Raw genomic sequence first — 18,564 nt, 5'->3', positions numbered from 1 at the left:
ACTCAGATCCTGGAGTCGCTGGGGTTGCGGCAGCGGGGTCTGGAGATCGTGTCGTGTCCGTCGTGCGGGCGGGCGCAGGTGGATGTGTACACGTTGGCCGAGCAGGTCACCGCGGGTTTGAAGGACTTCCCGGTGCCGTTGCGGGTGGCGGTCATGGGGTGTGTGGTCAACGGGCCGGGTGAGGCGCGTGAGGCCGATCTGGGTGTGGCGTCGGGCAACGGCAAGGGGCAGATCTTCGTCAAGGGCCAGGTGGTCAAGACGGTGCCGGAGGCCCAGATCGTGGAGACGTTGATCGAGGAGGCCATGCGCATCGCCGCGGAGATGGGCATCGAGATCGATCCGGAGGCCCTCGCGTGAGCCGCCGCGCCCTGGTGATCCTCGGCTCGACGGGCTCCATCGGGACGCAGGCGCTCGACATCGTCCGCGCGAACCCGGACCGGTTCCGGGTGGCCGCGCTCGCCGCGAGCGGCGGCCGGGCGGAGCCGCTCGCGCGGCAGATGGTCGAGTTCGGGTGCCCGGTCGCCGCCGTCGCGGACGCGGGGGCGGTGCCCCGCCTCCGGGCCGCCTACGCCGCCGCCGGCGGCGCCGGGACGCCCACCGTCCTCGGCGGGCCGGGCGAGGTCGCCGCGCTGGCGGCGACGCCGAGCGCGCTCGTCCTCAACGGCATCGCCGGGGCGGCGGGACTGCGCGCCACGCTCGCCGCGCTGGACGCGGGCCGCACCGTCGCGCTCGCCAACAAGGAGTCGCTCGTCGCGGGCGGCCCGCTGATCGAGCGGCGCGCCCGCCCCGGGCAGCTCGTGCCGGTCGACTCCGAGCACTCGGCGATCGCGCAGTGCCTGCGCGGCGGCCGCGCCGAGGAGGTGCGGCGGCTCGTGCTCACCGCGAGCGGCGGCCCGTTCCGCGGCCGGACCCGCGCCGAGCTCGCCGGCGTCACCCCCGAGCAGGCGCTCCGCCACCCCACCTGGACGATGGGGCCGCTGGTGACGGTCAACTCGGCGACGCTCGTCAACAAGGGCCTGGAGGTGCTGGAGGCGCACCGGCTGTTCGGCGTGCCCCTGGACCGCATCGAGGTGACCGTCCACCCCCAGTCGGTCGTCCACTCGATGGTGGAGTTCACCGACGGGTCGACGCTCGCGCAGGCGAGCCCGCCCGACATGCGGCTGCCGATCGCGCTCGCCCTCGGCTGGCCGGACCGGGTGCCGGACGCCGCGCCCGCCGTCGACTGGGCCGAGGCGCACACCTGGGAGTTCCTGCCCCTGGACGACGCGGCGTTCCCGGCCGTGCGGCTCGCCCGCGAGGCGGGCCGGGCCGGCGGGACGGCCCCGGCCGTCTACAACGCCGCCAACGAGGCGTGCGTCGAGGCGTTCCTCGCCGGCCGGCTCCGGTTCGTCGACATCGTGGACGTCGTCGGCGAGGTCCTCGGCGACCGGCCGGGCGACGGCGCCGCCGGCACCCTGGACGACGTCCTCGCCGCCGACGCCTGGGCCCGCCGGCGCGCGGCCGAGCGGGCGGCGGCGCGCGCGGGCCGGCGCGTGCTGCTGGCCCGGCCGCGCGGCTACTGCGCCGGGGTCGCGCGCGCCGTCGAGGCGGTCGAGGCGGCCCTCGACCGGCACGGCCCGCCCGTCTACGTGCGCCGCCAGATCGTGCACAACACGCACGTGGTGCGGACGCTGGAGGAGCGCGGCGCCGTCTTCGTGCAGGAGGCGGACGAGGTGCCCGAGGGCGCCGTCCTGGTGCTGTCCGCGCACGGCGTGGCGCCCGTCGTGCACGAGCAGGCCCGCGGCCTGAACCTGCGGACGATCGACGCGACCTGCCCGCTGGTCACCAAGGTCCACAAGGAGGCGGTGCGGTTCGCCGCCGACGACCACGACATCCTGCTCATCGGCCACGAGGGCCACGAGGAGGTCATCGGCACGAGCGGCGAGGCCCCCGACCACGTCCACCTCGTGGACGGCCCCGGGGACGTGGCGCGGCTCCGCGTCCGCGACCCCGCCAAGGTCGCCTGGCTGTCGCAGACGACGCTGTCGGTCGACGAGACCCTCGCCACGGTGCGGGCGCTCCGCGAGCGGTTCCCCGAGCTGCGCGACCCGCCGTCCGACGACATCTGCTACGCCACCCAGAACCGGCAGACCGCCGTCAAGGAGATCGCCGCGCGGTCCGACCTCGTCCTCGTGGTCGGCTCGCCGAACTCCTCCAACTCCGTCCGGCTCGCCGAGGTCGCCGCGCTGCACGGCGCGGCCGCCGCGCACCTCGTCGACGACGCCGGCGAGATCGACCCGGCCTGGCTGGAGGGCGTGCGGACCGTCGGCGTCACCAGCGGCGCGTCGGTCCCCGAGGTCCTCGTCCGGGGCGTCCTGGACCTGCTCGCCGCCGCCGGCTACGGCGCCGTCGAGGAGGTCGAGCCCGTCCGGGAGCACATGGTCTTCGCCCCACCGAGAGAGCTACGCGGCGACGGCCGCGGGGAGGCACCGCGATGAAGCAGCACGGCACCGGCCACATCGACGTCAAGTCCTGGGAGGAGGAGCTCTACCTGCAGATCGACCCCGACCGCAAGCTGAACCGGGCGCACGTCACGCAGCGGTTCACCGGCGTCATCGAGGGCGAGGCCACCTCCGAGTGCCTCATCGCCTACGTCCGCGCCGACGACTCGCTGAGCAGCATCGCGGGCCTCACCCACGTCGTCGGCACCGTCGGCGGCCGCACCGGCGAGTTCGTCCTCCAGGCCAAGGGCGGCTACTCCGACGGGTCGGTGGAGGTGGAGTGGTTCGTGGTGCCCGACTCGGGCATCGGCGGCCTCGCCGGCCTGACCGGGGAGGGCGGCTACGTCCTCCGCCCCGGCGACGCGCAGGTCGACGTGACCTTCTCCTTCGACTTCGCATGACCGCCCCGCCGGACCCCGGCGCCCGGCTCTACCTGGACCTGCTGAAGCGCTGCCTGCTCGGCCTCCTCCAGGAGGACCCGCCCATCCCGACGCCGTGGCGGCCCGGCGACCGCTTCGACGCGGCGGCGCGCCGGGCCGGCGCGGACTGGCCGAGCCGCGCCCACACCATGGTCGGCCTGGCCCGGCTCGACCACCTGGAGGCGCTGGTCGGGCGGATCCTCGCGGACGGCGTCCCGGGCGACCTGCTGGAGGCCGGCGTCGCCCGCGGCGGCACCACGATCTTCCTGCGCGGCCTGCTGAAGGCGCACGGCCGGACCGACCGGACGGTGTGGGCGGCCGACTCGTTCCGCGGCTTCCCCCGCCCCGGCGAGCCCGGCGGCGACTCGCCGCTCGCCGGCCGGATCGCCGGCGCCCTGGCCGGGGCGGCCGCGGACTCCGCCTACGCCCGCTTCCTGCGCGGCACCTCCCTGGCGGAGGTGCGGCACGCCTTCGACACCTACGGCCTCCTCGACGAGCGGGTGCGGTTCCTGCCCGGCTGGTTCGGCGACACCCTCCCCGCCGCGCCCGTCGACCGGCTCGCCCTGCTCCGCCTGGACGCCGACCTCTACGGCTCCACCCGCGACGCCCTCGCGGCGCTCTACCCGAAGGTCGCGGCCGGCGGGTACGTCGTCGTGGACGACTACCTCGTCATCGACGAGTGCCGCGCGGCCGTCCACGACCACCTGGACGCGGCGGGGGAGACCGCCGACCTGGAGGAGATCGACCACTCCGCCGTCTTCTGGCGGAAGGCGCCCCGCTAGCGGGGCACCGCCTCGATGAGCTCGACGGCGCGGTCGTGGCCGGGCAGCGCCGCCATCTCGTCGCGCAGCCGCCCGGCGGCCTCCCGGTAGCGGCCGTCGGCCAGCAGCTCGCGCGCCATCTCCCGCAGCGGCCCGGCCGCCACGTCCGCGGGCGGGACGTGCACGTAGGGCTCGGTCCGGCAGTGCGGGTAGCGGAGGCCCGCCCCGAGGTCCACGCAGCGGCCGCTGTTCGTGCCGTGGTCGGAGCCGAGCGGGACGAGCCCGAGCGGGACGCCGTGCGCCAGCGCCGCCATCACCGTGCTGAACCCGCCGTGCGAGATCACCGCGTCGGCGCGCGGGACGATCGCGGAGTTCGGCACGTACCGGGTGACGCGCACGTTCGGCGGCAGCGACCGCACCTTCACCGACCCCGGATCGCGGTCCGGGCCGGTGCTGATGACGACCCGGTAGTCCTCCCCGGCGAACGCCTCCACCAGGCTCTCGAACACGTGCGGGACCTGGTTGTACATGGTGCCGAGCGTCGCGTAGACGAGCGGCGCGCCGTCCGCCCCGGCCGCGAGGCCGTCCGCGCCCCGCGGGCCGTGCCGGTCGTACAGCAGCGGCTTGACGTGGTGCTCGTGCGGTTTGCGCGGCGTGCCGGGCCGGGCGAAGCTCGGCGGGAAGCAGCTCAGCCAGAGGCTGCCCTCGGCGAAGCCGGGCGCCACGCCGTAGGCGCGGGCGGTCCGCGCCGCCGGGTCGTACTCGCGGTACCGCTCGGGCAGCCGCAGGCACACCTCGCACACCACGTGCGGCACCCCGAGCCGCTCGGCGGCGACGAGGCTCGCACCCTCCATCCACTGCCGGACGACCAGGTCGGGCGGCCAGTCCGCGGCGTACGCCAGCAGGTCGCCGATCCACCGCGGCGCCTCCCGGTCGAGCAGCGCCGCGCCGCGCCCCTCGGCCTCGGTGGCGAAGTCCTTGCGCAGTTCCCCGCCGGTGCCCATCGCCAGCGCCGGGACGCCCGCCGCGCGGGCGTACCCCGCCACGCCGGGGCCGGTCGCGATCCGCGCGTCGTGGCCGGCGGCGCGCAGCCGCAGCGCGATCGCGATCATCGGGTTGAGGTGGCCGAGCTGGCCGATCGCGCAGACCAGGATCCGCACCGCTCACGCCTCCCTCGGCACCCACGCGGGCGCGCCCGGCCCGGTGTTGGCGCCCTTCTCGACGACGGCGAGGCCGCGGTAGCAGTGCAGGCCCGCCACGGTCCGGTCGAAGGGGCCCGGCTCGCCGCCGCGCTCCTGGTGGTGCAGGCCGTCCACGAGCGCGGCGAGGAACCCGACCGTCGTCTCGGCCGGGCCGTCCGGCGGGCCGCCGCCGAACGCCGGCCAGTACGACGTCTGGAGGTCCTCGACGGCGTACAGGCCGCCGGGCCGCAGGTGGGGGAACAGGCCGCGCAGCGAGGCGAGGACGTCCCGGGACACGTGGCTGCCGTCGTCGATGACGATGTCGAACGGGCCGAGCCCGCGGCCGATCTCCGCCAGCAGGTCCGGGTCGGCCTGGTCGCCCCGCAGCACCCGGATCCGCGGGCCGGTCACGCCCGGCTTGGCGAACACGTCCAGCCCGTAGATCAGCCCGCGCCGGAAGTAGCGCTGCCACATGCGCAGCGACGCGCCGCCGGCGTCCGGGTCGGCGTACCCGCCGACGCCGATCTCCAGCAGGCGGACGGGCTCGTCGCGCAGCGCGGCGAAGTGCCGGTCGTAGTGCGGGGTGTACCAGTGCAGCGCGCCCCACTTGTCCGACCCGTAGCGGACGGCGAGCCGGTCCAGGCCCGCGTCGCCCGGCCCGAACGCGCCGAGGACGCACTCGGTCGCGCGCGACGCCGCGCCGATCCAGCCCGGTACCGCCTCCAGCGGCGGCCAGCACATCTCCACCTCGACGTCGGGCAGGCCTCGCCGCGTCCCGTACAGCGCCCGCAGCAGCCCGGTCAGGGAGCAGCGGATCCGGCCGGCCGGCCCGTCCGGCGCGCCCGCCTCGGCGGTGACGCCGCCCGCGGCGACGGTGAGGCCGTGGTGCAGGACGAGGTCGCCGTGCAGGAGGTCCAGGCCGAGCCGCACCGGCCGGTCGGCGGGCAGCGGGTCGCAGCGGGCGAGCACCTCCTCCACCAGCAGGCCCGCCACCGCCGCCGCGCCGAGCGCGGCCACCGCCGCGTCGCGGTCCCCGGCGTCGCCGCCCGCCGCCCGGACGAGCCGGGCGACGGGTTCGTCGGAGGGCCGGAGCGGGGTCACGCCGACGGGGGAGCGGCGGGGACCCGGCCGAAGTCGGCCTGGCGGACGTCGCGGGCGAGGCCGCGGTAGCCGCGCGAGATCTCGTGGTTGTCGGCGTTGTAGTAGAACCCGGCGGGGCTGCGGAACACGTACGACGCGCCCTCGGGCTCCGGCGGCGGCGACGCCGGGGTGACGCCGCGCTCCAGCAGCGCGGCGACGTCCACGGCGAACGGCACCGGCTCGCTCACGTAGGCGTCCGGGCCGTCCTGCCGCCAGCCCGCCGGCAGCGCCCGGCCGGGCTGCACGTACAGCGGCCGCGACCAGCGCTCGAACTCGTACAGCGCGGCCGCGAACCCGCGCCACGCGGGCGGGAAGGCCGGCACCATCACCGTCCGCCACCAGCGCGCGACGATCTCCTCCAGCTCCGGCGACTCGTAGAGCGCGCGGAGCGCCCGCACCACGCCCGGCGACTCGGCGAGCACCGGGATCAGGTCCAGGAACGCCGCCGCCGCCGGCTCCGGCGCCGCCTCGAAGTGCTCCATCAGCCCGGTGATGATCTGCGACTGGGTCAGCCCGGTGAGCGTCCGGGCCGGCGCCCACACGTGGTGCAGATAGTGGTTCTCGTCCAGCAGCCGCGCCCAGAACACGAACCGCTGCATCCGCAGCGACTCGGCGAGCGTCGCGCCGCGGCTCGTCAGCACGTACTCGAAGTCGTCGTCGTCGCCGCGGACGGTGACGAAGCCGTGCAGCTCGCGCTGGTCGGTGTAGGCGGTGTTGGGCAGCAGGAGCAGCGGGTAGACCGCCGTGCGGGTCAGCCGCTCCGACAGCCGGTCGTAGCCGGCGAGGAAGCTCTCGGGCGTCTCGCCGGGCGCGCCCCAGATCAGCTCGCCGACGCAGTCCATGCCCTCGCCCGCCAGCCAGTCGACCAGGCTCTCCCACTGGTTGAGCTTCATGTTCTTGCGGTCCATCGCCGTCAGCGCGTCGCTGGACAGCGTCTGCAGCGACAGCATGAACGAGCTGTGGAAGTCGTGCTCCTTCAGGGCCGTGACGATCCGGCGGAACCGCTCGGACTTGTTCTTGGCCCAGCTGCTCTCCAGCGCCCTCGGGTACCCGTACTTGCGGCGCGTCCCGATGAGGTCCTCGACGAACTCCTCGTCGGCCTCCAGCAGCCCGAAGTTGGCGTCGCAGAGGCACACCACGGGCGCCTTGTGGAACCCGAAGTAGTCGAGCTCCTCGGCGAGGCGCTGCCGGGAGAACGACCGCACCCGCTGCCCGACCGCGCCGCCCCAGTAGCAGAACGAGCACTTGTAGGGGCAGCCGCGGTTGGTCTCCATCAGGGCGACGTCGTAGCGGAACCCGCCGGCGGCGTTCGTCATCGGGATCGCGCCGGTCAGGAACGGCGAGGGGATGATGTCGAGGTCCTCGATGCGCGGCCGGTCCGGCGTGGTCTCCACCGTGCCGTCGGGCCGGCGGTAGGACAGCCCCTGCACGTGCGCGGGGTCGAGGTCGCCGCGCCGCTCCAGCAGGTACCCGACGAGGTCGGCGAACGTCAGCTCGCCCTCGCCGTTGACGACCACGTCCACGCAGGGGAACTCGCGGAACACCCGCTCGGCCTGGTTGGCGACGTGGACGCCGCCGAACACCACCGTCCCGCGCGGGTTCAGCTGCTTGTAGGTCTCGGCCAGGCAGCCGAAGCTGCGGTAGTTCCAGCCGAGCACCGAGAACGCCACCAGATCGGGGGCGCGGCCGTCGCCCAGCAATTCGCGGGCCATTTCGGTGAGTTTCGCACCGCCCCGGAAATTACAGATCTCGGTGTTGGTCTCGGTGCCGAGGTCGTCCCGGGAGTCCAGGACGGCCTTCAGATATCCCGAGGCCAGCGGCATACTGTCGACGGGAACGTCCCAGGCGGCCTGCTGGACCAAGCGAATTTCGAACATTTTCCCGTCCCTCTTCCATGGGCGCTGATATCGGATCTTTGGGAGCGGTGCGCGAAGTGTCAACGGAATCGGAAGGCGGCCGTTGGATTCCTTAGGCCGGTGCTGCGAGATCCCATAGCGGGTCCGGGGCGGCGGCGCGCCGGCGCCTATAGTTAGGTTCCTCATGAACAGGGACCTAAGGAGTTCGATGGACGACCCCGCCCCCCGCGTCCGCGTCCCGGACGGCTTGGCCGAGGACGGCGACGGCCTGCTCTACGACCCGCGGGTGCGCGCCCTCGTCGGCGCGGACCTGCCGCCCGAGGTGCTCGCGGTCGTCGAGGCGTTCTCGGCGATCGGGCGGGCCGCCCGCGTCAGCCGGACCACGATGGAGCGCTGGGCGGCCGCGCACGGCCTCAGCGAGGCGCGGTTGCAGATCCTGCTGGTGCTGCGCCAGCAGCCGGCCGGGATGCCGCTCGTCCAGCTCGCCGACTTCCTGGAGATCGCGCCGCCGTCGCTGACCGGCCTCATCGACGGGCTGGAGGCCGACGGCCTGGCCCGCCGCGGCCAGGACAGCGCCGACCGCCGCCTCGTCCGCGCCCGGCTCACCGCCAAGGGCCGCGAGCGGGTGGACGAGATCTGGCCGCGGCGGGTGGCGCAGCAGCGCGGCGTCACCGAGGGCATCGGCGAGGCGGAGCTCGTCCGGCTCCGCCACCTCTGCCTGCGGCTGCTGGCGAACATCAAGAGCGCGACGGCCGAGGCCAAGGCCGCCCGCAGCAGTCCCGGGGACGGGCCGGACGGCACGGACGGCCCGGCGGGCGCCGCCGGCGAGGGGCGCGCGCCCGCCCGGCGCGCCCGCGACCGCGGCACGGGGAGGGGCCGTGGCTGACGGGACCGAGGGGACGGTCCGCGACACCGCGCCGGGCGCGCCCGGCCTGCCGGCCGCCCGGCGCGTCGCGGCGACGGTGGGCGTCGCGATCGCGCTGCTCGTCGTCGCGCTCGACGGGACGATCGTCGGCACCGCGATGCCGCGCATCCTCGGCGAGCTCGGGGCGCTCGGCTACTACTCCTGGGTCACCACCGCCTACCTGGTGACCTCCACGGTGGTCATCCCGATCGCCGGCAAGCTCGGCGACCTGTTCGGCCGCAAGCCGCTGGTGGTGGGCGGCCTCGCCGGGTTCCTCGTCACCTCCTGGCTGGTCGGGGCGTCCTCGACGGCGCTCGTCCTCGTCGCCATGCGCGGCGTGCAGGGCGTCTTCGGCGGGGTGCTGACCGCGGTGACGTTCGCGGTGCTCGCCGACATCTGGCCGCTCCGCCAGCGGGTCATGCTGCACGGCGCGTTCAGCGCCATCATCGGGCTCGCGTCGGCGGCGGCGCCCGCCCTCGGCGGCTACATCACCGACGGCTGGGGCTGGCGGTGGATCTTCTACATCAACGTGCCGGTCGGGCTCCTGGCGACCGCGCTCGCCGTCGCGTTCCTGCCCTACCTGCCCAACCGCGGCGACCGCCGCCACCTGGACCTCGCCGGCGGCGTCCTGCTCACCGCGACGGTCGTGCCGCTGCTGGTCGCCCTGTCGATCAGCGGCGACCACGGGTGGACGTCGCCGCTCATGCTGGGGCTGCTGGCGGTGTCGGCCGGGACGCTGCCGGTGCTGCTGCTCGCCGAGCACCGCGCCGCCGACCCGATCGTGCCGCTCGGCCTGTTCCGGCGGCCGGTGTTCACCCTCGCGATCGTCATCGCGGGCCTGTCCTCGGTCGGGCTGTACGGCCTCGCGGTCTACGTGCCGCTGCTCTACCAGGGCGTGCTTGGGGTGAGCGCGACCGGCTCGGGCACGCTGCTCGCGCCGCTGCTCGTCGGGATGCTGGTCGCCGCGCCGCTCGCCGGGCAGCTCCTCGCCCGGGTCCGCCGCTACCGCTTCCTCGGCACCGCCGGCGTGCTCTGCATGATCGCCGGGACCTGGCTGCTGTCGGCGACCCGGCCGGACACCGGGCACGGGACGGTCGTCGCCGCGCTCGCCCTCACCGGCGCCGGCATGGGCCTCGTCTGGCCGCTGTCCACCGCCATCGTGCAGGCGGCCCTGCCGGGCGGGGTGGTGGGCGTGGCGACGAGCCAGGTCAACTTCTGGCGCAACCTCGGCGGGACCGTCGCGGTCGTGCTGCTCGGCGCCGTGCTGACCGGCGGGATGGCGGACCGGGTGCGCGAGCGCCTCGCCGCCGCGCACCTCCCGCCGGACGCCCTCGCCGGCGGCGGGAGCGGCGGGAGCGGCGGCGGGCGGCAGGACGTGCAGGCGCTGTTCGACCCCGGGCGGCTGGAGGCGCTGCGGGCGAAGCTGCCGCCGGCCCGGCAGCCGCAGTTCGACGCCGCCGTCGCCGCCGTCCGCGAGGGCCTCGCCGACGTCATGCACCAGGTGTTCCTGCTGGCCGCGCTGATCCTGGTGATCCCGCTGGTCGCGAGCCTGTTCCTCAAGGAGGCGCCCATCCCGAAGAAGGCCCGCAAGGCCCCGGCCGAGCCCGGCGGCGCGGCCCCGTCCTCAGGAAGTTCCTAGGGCAACACTAGGGATACCGGGCGGTCCGCGGGCCCCGCCGCCGTGCCATCGTCGAGGGGCGACGACGGGAAGGAGCCGCCCGATGGTCCGGCCACGCGAGCCCCACCTCCTCGACGACATCATGGGTCCGGGCGCGGCGGAGCGCCTCCGCCGGCTCCGCGAGAGCGAGCCGGTCTGCCCCGTCCGCCTCCCCAACGGCGAGGACGCCTGGCTGGTCACCCGCTACGACGACGTCGCCGCGGTCCTGTCCGACCCGCGCTTCAGCCGCCTGTTCAACCCCGGCGGCTCGTCCGGCCGGCACGGCGACCGCGCCACCCCGCCGAACGAGGCGGGCGAGGCCCGCACGCTCGGCATGGACGGCGCCCCGCACCGGGCGCTGCGGGCCGTCGTCGGCAGCGAGTTCACGCCCCGCCGCATCGACGCGATGCGCCCCGCCATCCAGCGGCTCACCGACGGGCTGGTGGAGGGCCTCCGCCGCCACGGGCCGCCGGCCGACCTCGTCGAGATGTTCGCCGCGCCGCTGCCGATCACGGTGATCTGCGAGCTGCTCGGCGTCCCGGCCGAGGACGCCGAGAAGTTCCGGGGCTGGTCCGACCGGACCCTGTCGGTCACCGCCTACAGCCGCGACGAGGTCGTCGCGGCCTGGGGCGGGCTGATCGGCTACTTCACCGACATGGTGGCGCGCAAGCGCGAGCGCCCCGGCACCGACCTGCTGAGCGCCCTCGTCGCCGCCAGCGACGGCGAGCGGCGGCTCACCGAGACCGAGCTCGTCTACCTCGCCGTCGGGCTGCTCATCGGCGGCCACGAGTCGACGATCAACGCGATCGGCCTCAGCGTCCTGCAGCTCCTGCGCGACCCCGCCCAGGCCGACCGGATCAGGTCGGACCCGGCGCTGGTCGAGCCGGCCGTCGAGGAGCTGCTGCGCTTCCAGACGCTCGGCGACGTGGACCGCCAGCGCTTCGCCCGCGAGGACGTCGAGCTGAGCGGCGTCACGATCGGGGCGGGCGAGATGGTGCTCGCCGGCGTCATGGCCGCCAACCGCGACGCCGCCCGCTTCGCCGACGCCGAGGAGCTCGACGTCGGTCGCCACCCGAACCCGCACCTGTCCTTCGGCCTCGGCCCCCACTTCTGCCTCGGCGCCGCGCTCGCCCGCGCCGAACTGCAGATCGCCCTCGGCACGCTGCTCCGCGCCTTCCCCGGCCTGCGGCTCGCCGACCCCGGCGCGGAGCCGCCGCGCCGGACCGGGCTGATGGTGAGCGGCCTCGAAGAGCTCCGCGTCGTCTGGTGACGGCCCCGACCGCAAGGAGGATCGCATGACGACCGAACCCGCCACCGGGCACGCCACCGACACCGGACCCGGCCCCGGACCCGCCGCGCCCGAGCCGCCGGTCGAGGACGCGCCGCGCCCCCCGCGGGCCGCCCGCGAGGGCAGCGTCGACGACCTCGCCTACCTCATCGACTGCTACCGCGCGCACGGGCCGATCTTCCTGATCGACCAGCCCGGCGAGCTGGCCCGCAAGGAGGGCGCGTCCTTCACCGTGCTCGCGGGCCCGGCGGCCAACACCTTCACGATGAAGGCCGCGAGCATGCACCAGAGCGACGTCAAGCTGCGCTCGGACCGGCACTGGGAGGACTTCAGCAGCGAGCTGAAGATGGAGGGCCACACCCGCGAGGGCGAGGGCCACCGCCGCCACCGCACGCTGACCAGCCGCGGCTACGCCCGCAGCGCCGTCACCGGCCGCATCGGCGACATGGTCCGCTACGTCGAGGAGCAGGTGCTCGGCTGGCGGCCCGGCGAGCGCACCGCCGTCGTCCCCGCCATCCAGCGCGTGGTGTCCGAGCAGCTCGGGCGGCTCCTCATCGGCCATCCGGCGGGCGGCTACCTGGACGACCTGGTGATCTTCGTGCGGACGACCAAGGTCGCCACGCTGCTGCGCACCGAGGCCGCCGCAGCCCTGTCCGACCCCGCCTACATCCGCGCCCGCGACCGCGTCTTCGAGCTCGGGCACAAGGCGATCCAGGCGCGCCGCGCGATCCCCGCCGACGCGTGGCCGGACGACCTGCTGACCGACCTGCTGACCGCCTACGCGCTCGGCCCGGACGACGAGCCGTCGCCGATGCTGATGGCCGCGACCGTCGGGCCGCTCCTCGCGGGCCTGGAGACCGCGTCCTACCGGTCGGCGTTCCTGCTGTACCTGCTGCTCAACGACCCGAAGGCGGCCGCGCGCGTCCGCGCCGAGGCCGACGAGTGGTTCGCCGGGCCGCTCACCTGGGAGCGGCTGAAGGGCGCCGACACGCTGCGCGGCGCGATGATGGACGCGCTGCGGCTCTACCCCGGCCCGTCCCGCCAGTGGTACACCGCCGTCCAGCCGTTCGTGTTCGAGGGCCACCTCGTGCGGGAGGGCGACAGCGTCATCGTCGTCTACGACGTCTCCCACCACCTGGACGAGCTGTTCCCGCGCGCCGCGGAGTTCGACGTGGACCGCTACGCGCCGCCCCGCATGGAGCATCGGCAGCCCGGCGCCTACGCCCCGTTCGGCGTCGGCGGGCACACCTGCCTCGGGTCGGGCATCGCCGAGACGCAGGTGATGGTGAACGTCGCCACGATCCTGCACCACCTGGACCTCGCCCCCGACCCGCTCGGCGTGCCCTTCGACGCCGACGGCGACGCCGAATCCGCCGTGCACGTCGGCGTCGTGGGCCGCCGCACGCATCCCTAGCCGGCACTCCCGGGAGGAGGCGCCCGTGGCCTTCCAGCGCACCCTGGCGGCGCACGTCGAGACCTGGCGGCCCTACACGATGCTCTACATCGGCCTGGTCGGGCTGGCGGGGGCGCTGCTCACCGACGGGTCGGCCGGGCCGGCCGCGCTCACCCTCGCCTGGCTGGTGCCGACGCTCGGCTGGATCGGCGGCCACTACGGCGGCGACTACTTCGACCGCGAGCTGGACGCCGGCGCCAAGCCGCACCGGCCGATCCCGTCCGGGCGGCTGCGCGCGGGGACGGCGCTCGCCATGATGATCGTCCTGGTGGCGGCGGGCGGCCTGCTCGCGGTGTGGGCGAACCCGTGGACGCCGCTGCTCGTCGCCGCCGCGCTCGCCGCCGGGATCGGCTACAGCGCCGTCCTGAAGGCGCGCGGGATCGGCGGGAACCTGGTGCGCGGCAGCCTCACCGCGTTCGTGGTGGCGTTCGGCGCGATGATGGCGGCGACGTGGCCGCCGCTCCGCGTCCTGCCGGTCGCGCTCGTGTTCCTGCTGCACGACACCCAGTCCAACCTCGTCGGCACGCTGCGCGACGTGGCCGGGGACCGCGCGGCCGGCTACGAGACGTTCCCGGTGCGGCACGGCGCGCGGCCCGCGCTCCGCGTCGTCGCGGGCATGACGCTCGCGTGGGCGGCGGTCGCCGCGGCCGTGCCCGCGTTCACGCCCGCCTCCGCCGCCGGGCGGGCGGCCTGCTACGCGCTGCTCGCGGTGTCGGCGGCGCTGGCGGCGGCGGCGATCGCGCTGCTGGTGCGGTCGCCCGAGCCGATGCCGCCGGCCGTCGCGCTGCGCGCCCACGCCCTGCTGGTCGTCGAGCGGACCGTGCTGGCCTGCGCGTTCGTCGGCCTCGCCGCGGGCCCCGCCGCGGCGCTGCTCGCCGCGGCGCCCGCGGTGCTGGTGACGGCGCTGCTCCAGGCGCGGATGCGCGCCCACCACGAGTTCGGCCGGCCGGCTCCGATCATGGAGGACAACCGCACATGACCGCTCCCCGCGTCACCCCCGCCAAGCCCGACCTGGACGGCGCCCTCGCCGCCGCCGTGGCGGGCCTCTGGTCCGCCCAGCGGCCGGACGGCTCCTGGGAGGGATACCTGCCCTCCTCGGCGGTGTCCACCGCCGCCGTCGTCATCGCCCTGCACGTCGCCGACCCGGCGGGCTCGGCCGCGCTGATCGACGGCGGCCTGGACTGGATCGTCGCCGAGCAGAACGCCGACGGCGGCTGGGGCGACGTGCCCGGCGGCCCGTCCTCGGTGAACGGCACCGCCATCACGCTGTCGGCGCTGCACGCGGTGCGGCCGTCGGCGCGCGCCGAGATCGAGCGCGGCAGGGCGGCGCTGGAGGCGCTCGGCGGCGAGGCCGCGATCGAGGACCTCACCAAGGCGACGCTGAACGTCATCGTGCGCGTCTACCTGATCTTCGCCGGGCTGTGGGACCCGGCGCGGGTGAAGCGCATCCCGATCGAGATCGTGCTGCTGCCGCACCGGCTGCACCAGCGCGTCTCGTTCATCCTGCCCGGCATCTACTCGTGGGCGATCATGCAGGTGCACACCCGCGAGTTCGGCCGGGTCCGGTCGCGGATCAACGCCCGCGCCGAGGAGCGCACCCTGGCCTACCTGCGCGAGATGCTGGCGTTCGAGGGCCCCGACGGCGGCTCGGAGGAGTCGGCGTTCATGGTCGCGCTGATCGTGTTCGGGCTGGCGCTCGCCGGCGTCGGCGACGACATCGTCCAGCACTACCTGCGCTACCTGCGGAACGCGGTGCGGGCCGACGGGTCCTGGCCGATCGACCGCGACCTGGAGCTGTCGGGCACCTGCTACGCGAGCCAGGGGATGCAGGCCGCCGGGCTCGGCGGCGACGCGCGGCTGCGGCCCGCGATCGACTGGATCAAGGCGTCGCAGCGGCGGGAGCCGCTGTTCGCCACCGGCTGCCCGCCCGGCGGCTGGGGCTGGGCGATGCCGTCGTCGTGGCCGGACGTCGACGACACCTCGCTGGCCGTCGCGACGCTCGCCGGCTTCGGCGTCCCCGCGGACGACCCGCACGTGCGCGGCGGCGTGGACTGGCTGCACGCGATGCGGAACCGCAACGGCTCGTGGGGCTGCTTCATCCGCAACGGCCGCACCATGTTCGACGCCCCGTGCGCGGCGCTGACCGGCCACGCGATCCTCGCGCTGGAGGCCGTCGGCGGCGACCACCGGCTGGACCGGGCGGTGCGCTGGCTGGCCCGGCACCAGAACGCCGACGGGTCGATGTCGTGCGTCTGGTTCCGCGACACCGCCGCCGGCACCGCGCACGTCCTGGAGGCCCTCGGCCGCCTCGGCCTCGGCGACCACCCGGTCGCCCGCGGCTGCGCGCGCTGGCTGCTCGCCCACCAGTCGCCCGACGGTGGCTGGGGCGACGGCCACGGCGCCGCCTCGTCGGCCGAGGAGACCGCGTGGGCGCTCCTCGGCCTCGCCGCGACGGGCCGCGCGGACGAGCCGGCGGCGGCGTCGGCGGCGGCGTGGCTCGCCGCGCACCAGCGCGCGGACGGCGGATGGGACGGCAGCCAGGTCGGCTACTACTACAACGGCCTCACCTACTGGTGCGACACGATGGTCAACGGCTACGCCGTGCAGGCCCTCGCCCGCTACCTGACGTAGGCGATGCCGTCGATGCCGACCGTGGGCCGCTTGGCCGTGCCCGCAACGACGATCTTGATGGTGTGGGCGGCGCTGGAACTCCAGGTCCTGGTGTAGGCGAGCTGCCGGTAGGCCGTCTTGGCCGCGCGGGTGTCGAGCGTCGCGACCTTCCTGCCGTCGACGTAGACGTACACGGCGCCGACGTTGGACGCCCGCTTCACGATCAGCCCGGCGGACCGCCCGGTGAACCTCCACGTCGCGCTCGCGCCCTTGGCGCTGCTGTACAGGCCGCGCCCGCCCAGGTAGGAGCTGGTCGTGCTGGTCTTCCACGTCCCGGTCCGCGTGGCGGACGTCTCCGCGACGAGCGCGGCGGTGCGGGTCACCGACGAGGTGGCGCGGTTGCCCGCCACGTCGGTGGCGGCGAGCGTCCAGGTGCGGGCGCCGGGGCGCGCGCCGGCGTTCCAGCGGGTCGCGGTGAGGGCGAAGGAGGCGCTGCTCGGCGCGGTCGCCACGACCGACTTCAGCGCGCGGTCGTCGGTGACCTTCCAGCCGAGGGCGAGCGGCACGTACGTCGTCGAGACCGTCCCGGTCCGCAGCCAGAGCGCGGCGGGCGAGCCGAACTTCGGCGCCGTCGCGTCGCCGTACACCGGGTAGGACGGCGAGTCGAGCGTCTTGCCGTCCAGCGTGACGGCGCGGAGCGCCAGCGTGTGGGCGCCGGGCGCGAGGGTGACGGGCGCCGAGGTCGCCGCGCTCGTCACGGTGGCCTTGGCGGCGCCGTCCACCCGGACCTGGACGGAGGCGAAGGGGCCCGGCTTCCAGGAGGGGGTGACGGTCCCGCGCGTGTAGTAGGTGCCGCCGCTCTTGGCGGCGCCGCCGAGGGACGCCAGCGCGATGCCGGTGGCCGGGCTGCTCCACTGCTGCGCGATGGCGCGGATCGCGGGCAGCTTGCCGTAGAGCTGCACGCCGGGGCAGGCGGTGGCGTAGCCGTCGCGGTGGCCGGCGATCTCGTCGAAGGAGACCGGCGTGCCGAAGGGGTACTTGCCGCCCGTCCCGTCCGGCGCCGCCGAGGTGAGGGTGACCTTGCCGCCGGGGTCGCGGCCGGTCAGCCCGAGCTTCCAGGCGGCGACCTTGGCGACGGCGTCCAGCGCGGCCTGCGCCGGCGCCACGCCGGGCGTGTCCTTGTCGTCGGCGGCGGTGTAGGTGCCGAGGACGGCGATCCCGGTCGTGTCGGTGTTGAAGCCGTAGGTGTGCGCGCCGTGGACGGCCCGCTCGGTGCCGCCCGCGCGGCCCTCGAAGACGGTGCCGCACTTGTCGACGAGGAAGTTGTAGCCGAGGTCGTCCCAGCCCTCGGTCCGCACGTGGTACAGCATGATCGACCGGACGACGGCGGCGGACTCGGCGCAGGTGTAGGCGTTGCCGGTGTCGCTGTGGTGCACGAACACGGCCTTGACGTCGGTGTCGTAGGTCGGCGGCGCCTTGACGATCGACTCGTCGGCGCCCCAGGCCGCGCGCGCCACGATGGCGGGACGCGGCGCGGTCCCGACCGTGGGGTAGGCCGTCGGCGCGGGCTCCGCGGCGGCGGGGGCGGACGGCGCGGCGCTCGCGGGCGGCGTCCCGGACGGCTCGGGCGCCGCGGACGCCTCGGGGGAGAGGGTCGCGGTGCCGGTGGAGGTCTCGGAGGGCGTCGCGGACGGGGTTCCGGACGGGTCCTCGGCCGGCGTCTCGGACGGCGGCTCGGACGGGTCGGCGGGGGTGGCCGCGTCGGTCGCGGCGGCGAGCGCGACGGGGCGGTCGCCGCGCCGGGACCGGCCGGGCGTCCCGGGGTCGACGAGGTCGACGCGCAGGCCCGCCGGGAGGGCGCGGCTCCCGGCGACGCGGACGTCCACGCCGGTGGAGGGCCCGACCCACAGCCCGGCCGTCCCGCCGCGCGTGCCCGCGCCCTCGGCGCCGTCGGGGCGGTCCTGCGCCTCGGCGGCGACGGGGCGCCACGCCGTCCACGCGCCGGTGGCCTGGGCGCGGGTGCGGACCTGCACCGTGCCCGCCAGCGCCGCGCCGGGCCGGTCCCAGGTGACGCCGAGGAGGCTGAACGGCTCGGTCTTCGGGCGCGCCAGCCCCTTCAGGGGCCGGGCGGCGGTGCCGCCGGGCAGGTCGCCGAGCGCGATCGAGCGCACTTGGCCGGGCCGCGCGGCGGCCTCCGGCCCGTGGCCGGCCAGCGCGACGGCGGCGCCGCAGGCGAGGGCGCCGGCGGCCACGCCGGCGCCCGCGAGGACGAGTCTCTTCTTCAACCGGAGTCCCAACGCGAGCCGTTGCCAGGGGTGGCCGGGCGCCACCGGTCCCGATCATGGCGCACCCGAGCCGACTAATGGGGCATTTCGCGCCGAAGGCGGGGTGGCCGGTTCCCGGCGAAAGGATCAACAATGTCGGCGCGCTGCCCTAGCGCGGGCCGGCATGAGTACCGGCATCGAGCACGACGTCTCGGGCCGCGTCGCGCCGGACCGGTGGGTCACCCTCTCCCTGGACCCCGGGATCGAGGTGGGCCTGCCCGGCATGTGGTCCGACCAGACGCTGCGGTGGATCCTGCTCGCGCCCCTGGCGCACGCGCGCACCCCGCACGACTACGGCACGCCCTTCGGCGAGCTGGACGACGTCACCGCCTCCGAGCTCCTCGCCACCCTGACCGCCCTCACGGAGGGGCAGCCGGGTCCGGGCATGCGAAAGGCGGGGAGCGCACTCCCCGCCATTACCAACGTATAGCGCACCCCGGGGCTTGCGGCAAGGCCCCCCTCGTGCCGCACAATCGTCGGCCGAGGCCCGC

The 18,564-nt window shown here is 75.7% G+C and carries 14 protein-coding genes and 2 pseudogenes; 12 read left to right on the top strand and 4 right to left on the bottom strand.

The features are described from left to right. From K1Y72_RS18140 to K1Y72_RS18120, 5 genes and pseudogenes are all read left to right on the top strand, one after another. A pseudogene (locus tag K1Y72_RS18140) lies at positions 1 to 357 on the top strand (flavodoxin-dependent (E)-4-hydroxy-3-methylbut-2-enyl-diphosphate synthase); the annotation flags it as partial. A 14-nt stretch (positions 358 to 371) separates the two neighbouring features. Continuing rightward, positions 372 to 1,520: pseudogene (gene dxr, locus K1Y72_RS18135) on the top strand (1-deoxy-D-xylulose-5-phosphate reductoisomerase); the annotation flags it as partial. A gap of 12 nt (positions 1,521 to 1,532) precedes the next feature. Next, complete coding sequence (locus K1Y72_RS18130; protein ID WP_220167551.1) at positions 1,533 to 2,477, top strand: 4-hydroxy-3-methylbut-2-enyl diphosphate reductase; 945 nt, start codon at positions 1,533 to 1,535, stop codon at positions 2,475 to 2,477. After that, a complete protein-coding gene (locus tag K1Y72_RS18125; RefSeq protein ID WP_220167525.1) occupies positions 2,474 to 2,881 on the top strand; it encodes a DUF3224 domain-containing protein in 408 nt (135 codons plus the stop codon). The genes K1Y72_RS18130 and K1Y72_RS18125 overlap by 4 nt, the downstream gene beginning before the upstream one ends. Next, positions 2,878 to 3,681 carry a TylF/MycF/NovP-related O-methyltransferase gene (locus K1Y72_RS18120; RefSeq protein ID WP_220167524.1) on the top strand — a complete coding sequence of 268 codons (804 nt, stop codon included), beginning with the start codon at positions 2,878 to 2,880 and terminating at the stop codon, positions 3,679 to 3,681. The genes K1Y72_RS18125 and K1Y72_RS18120 overlap by 4 nt, the downstream gene beginning before the upstream one ends. Here the strand turns inward: K1Y72_RS18120 and K1Y72_RS18115 are convergent. Genes K1Y72_RS18115 through K1Y72_RS18105 form a run of 3 tightly spaced genes read right to left on the bottom strand, consistent with a single transcriptional unit; the run spans position 3,678 to position 7,858 of the window. Continuing rightward, positions 3,678 to 4,820, bottom strand: coding sequence for a glycosyltransferase (locus K1Y72_RS18115; protein WP_220167523.1), 1,143 nt, complete (start codon positions 4,818 to 4,820; stop codon positions 3,678 to 3,680). The two genes, K1Y72_RS18120 and K1Y72_RS18115, sit on opposite strands and share 4 nt — an antisense overlap. Before the next feature lie 3 nt (positions 4,821 to 4,823). Then, positions 4,824 to 5,942: a class I SAM-dependent methyltransferase gene (locus tag K1Y72_RS18110; protein ID WP_220167522.1), complete on the bottom strand. Its 1,119-nt coding sequence runs from the start codon at positions 5,940 to 5,942 to the stop codon at positions 4,824 to 4,826. Next, entirely contained in the window at positions 5,939 to 7,858 is a 1,920-nt protein-coding gene (locus K1Y72_RS18105; protein ID WP_220167521.1) for a KedN5 family methylcobalamin-dependent radical SAM C-methyltransferase, read from the bottom strand. Before K1Y72_RS18105 ends, K1Y72_RS18110 begins: the two co-directional genes overlap by 4 nt. 187 nt (positions 7,859 to 8,045) lie before the next feature. On the opposite strand from K1Y72_RS18105, the gene K1Y72_RS18100 reads away from it, so the two are divergent. From K1Y72_RS18100 to K1Y72_RS18075, 6 genes are all read left to right on the top strand, one after another. Further along, on the top strand, positions 8,046 to 8,723 hold the full coding sequence (locus K1Y72_RS18100; protein WP_220167520.1) for a MarR family winged helix-turn-helix transcriptional regulator: 678 nt from the start codon (positions 8,046 to 8,048) through the stop codon (positions 8,721 to 8,723). Next, the gene (locus tag K1Y72_RS18095; protein ID WP_220167519.1) at positions 8,716 to 10,380 is read left to right on the top strand and encodes an MDR family MFS transporter; all 1,665 of its coding nucleotides are present in this window, start codon (positions 8,716 to 8,718) and stop codon (positions 10,378 to 10,380) included. The genes K1Y72_RS18100 and K1Y72_RS18095 overlap by 8 nt, the downstream gene beginning before the upstream one ends. An 82-nt stretch (positions 10,381 to 10,462) precedes the next feature. Beyond that, positions 10,463 to 11,668 (top strand): cytochrome P450, encoded by a 1,206-nt coding sequence (locus K1Y72_RS18090; RefSeq protein WP_220167518.1) that lies wholly within the window; start codon positions 10,463 to 10,465, stop codon positions 11,666 to 11,668. Positions 11,669 to 11,693: 25 nt separating this feature from the next. After that, positions 11,694 to 13,100 (top strand): cytochrome P450, encoded by a 1,407-nt coding sequence (locus tag K1Y72_RS18085; protein WP_220167517.1) that lies wholly within the window; start codon positions 11,694 to 11,696, stop codon positions 13,098 to 13,100. Between the two features lie 25 nt (positions 13,101 to 13,125). Continuing rightward, positions 13,126 to 14,118 carry a UbiA family prenyltransferase gene (locus K1Y72_RS18080; protein ID WP_220167516.1) on the top strand — a complete coding sequence of 331 codons (993 nt, stop codon included), beginning with the start codon at positions 13,126 to 13,128 and terminating at the stop codon, positions 14,116 to 14,118. Continuing rightward, positions 14,115 to 15,770: a prenyltransferase/squalene oxidase repeat-containing protein gene (locus K1Y72_RS18075; protein WP_220167515.1), complete on the top strand. Its 1,656-nt coding sequence runs from the start codon at positions 14,115 to 14,117 to the stop codon at positions 15,768 to 15,770. The genes K1Y72_RS18080 and K1Y72_RS18075 overlap by 4 nt, the downstream gene beginning before the upstream one ends. Here K1Y72_RS18075 and K1Y72_RS18070 read toward each other — a convergent pair. Next, positions 15,758 to 18,034, bottom strand: a complete 2,277-nt coding sequence (locus K1Y72_RS18070; protein WP_220167514.1) for a peptidoglycan recognition protein family protein — start codon at positions 18,032 to 18,034, stop codon at positions 15,758 to 15,760. The genes K1Y72_RS18075 and K1Y72_RS18070 overlap by 13 nt on opposite strands. Positions 18,035 to 18,197: 163 nt before the next feature. Here K1Y72_RS18070 and K1Y72_RS18065 point away from each other — a divergent pair, with 163 nt between their 5' ends. Then, the gene (locus K1Y72_RS18065; RefSeq protein WP_220167513.1) at positions 18,198 to 18,503 is read left to right on the top strand and encodes a hypothetical protein; all 306 of its coding nucleotides are present in this window, start codon (positions 18,198 to 18,200) and stop codon (positions 18,501 to 18,503) included. Positions 18,504 to 18,564: the final 61 nt, after the last annotated feature.

Origin of the sequence: Actinomadura parmotrematis, assembly GCF_019458805.1 — a bacterium.
GTDB lineage: Bacteria > Actinomycetota > Actinomycetes > Streptosporangiales > Streptosporangiaceae > Spirillospora > Spirillospora parmotrematis.
This window is presented reverse-complemented; position numbering and strand designations above follow the sequence as displayed.

Excerpts from the sequence above, each read along its gene's own strand:
- K1Y72_RS18125 (WP_220167525.1), top strand. The coding sequence starts at position 2,474 with ATGAAGCAGCACGGCACCGGCCACATCGACGTCAAGTCCTGGGAGGAG.
- K1Y72_RS18120 (WP_220167524.1), top strand. The coding sequence starts at position 2,878 with ATGACCGCCCCGCCGGACCCCGGCGCCCGGCTCTACCTGGACCTGCTG.
- K1Y72_RS18105 (WP_220167521.1), bottom strand. The coding sequence starts at position 7,858 with ATGTTCGAAATTCGCTTGGTCCAGCAGGCCGCCTGGGACGTTCCCGTC.
- K1Y72_RS18100 (WP_220167520.1), top strand. The coding sequence starts at position 8,046 with ATGGACGACCCCGCCCCCCGCGTCCGCGTCCCGGACGGCTTGGCCGAG.
- K1Y72_RS18090 (WP_220167518.1), top strand. The coding sequence starts at position 10,463 with ATGGTCCGGCCACGCGAGCCCCACCTCCTCGACGACATCATGGGTCCG.
- K1Y72_RS18085 (WP_220167517.1), top strand. The coding sequence starts at position 11,694 with ATGACGACCGAACCCGCCACCGGGCACGCCACCGACACCGGACCCGGC.
- K1Y72_RS18075 (WP_220167515.1), top strand. The coding sequence starts at position 14,115 with ATGACCGCTCCCCGCGTCACCCCCGCCAAGCCCGACCTGGACGGCGCC.
- K1Y72_RS18065 (WP_220167513.1), top strand. The coding sequence starts at position 18,198 with ATGAGTACCGGCATCGAGCACGACGTCTCGGGCCGCGTCGCGCCGGAC.